The sequence below is a fragment of the Cytobacillus sp. T106 genome (genome assembly GCF_040492155.1).
Classification (GTDB): Bacteria; Bacillota; Bacilli; order Bacillales; family Cytobacillaceae; genus Bacillus_AB; species Bacillus_AB infantis.
In genome coordinates this window covers 1-987 of the sequence record NZ_JBEUMK010000038.1, presented here as the reverse complement: position 1 = coordinate 987, position 987 = coordinate 1, and the positions used below count along the sequence as shown (strand labels likewise).

The 987-nt window shown below is 43.3% G+C and carries 1 protein-coding gene; it reads left to right on the top strand.

Annotated features, from left to right (window positions below):
- On the top strand, positions 1-464 hold a 464-nt coding region (locus tag ABU165_RS25105), incomplete at its 5' end, for a transposase (RefSeq protein WP_353762702.1).
- Positions 465-987 lie beyond the last annotated feature (523 nt).

The following is a 987-nucleotide window of genomic DNA, read 5'->3' as shown; positions in this document are numbered from 1 at the left end:
TTCACGCCCAGAAAATTCAGGCACTCCAATCATTAAGGGGTGTGGCTTTTATCACAGCGACAAGCATTGTGGCAGAAATCGGTTCGTTTAAACGTTTTACTACGCCCAAACAATTCATGGCGTATGTTGGTCTTATACCTAGCGAGTATTCAAGTGGAGAAAGAAGAAGCCAAGGACAGATAACCAAAACAGGAAATCGGCATGTGCGGCGATTACTGGTAGAGGCCTCATGGAGCTATAGATATAAGCCAGCTGTGAAAGGAGAACTTAAAAAACGACAAAACGGCCAGTCTCCAACTATCCAGGCAATATCATGGAAGGCACAGAACAGGCTGCATAATAAGTATTTCCGTTTACTAGCGAGAGGTAAAGAAAGTCCAAAAGCCGTTACAGCTGTCGCGAGAGAATTGGCAGGATTTATTTGGGCAGTGATGCAAGAAGTAGAAGACATTCCTCAAGGGTAAAAAAGAGAAGTAGTAATCTATCGGATGATAGAGGTTTTAAATAGAACTGAGAATAGGGCTCGAAGGCAAAGAGAAAAACCGGAAAGGAAGATCCACGTGCCTCCTCTGTGCTATATCTGAATAGATTAACGCACGTCGCGAGTTAGTGGCAGGTCCTTTATACGGAAAGATAAAATGTGAAAACCCACGAATATCAGAATGATAACCGCAGTTGAGTTTTTGCCTTCGTGCCGTGTTCTTATCTTCTATACCTATCATTAACAGGAGGTCGATTATTCCTTCTTTTAGCTTTCACTAGCGTCTCATCGCTTGGATGGGCCGTCAAGGAGACCACTTGACCGCCCATCCAAGCGATGAGAAATGGTCAGTAAGCTAAAGAAGGAGCTATTCTAGCCAATGTGGCTAAATATCTAACCAGTACAAAGAAGCCAGAATAGCTTCTCTTCTTAAAAGTGCCCAAAAACAAAACCAAAACGATGGTGGAGTGGGAATCTTGACAGTTTCGTTCATATCAGGAGGCTCA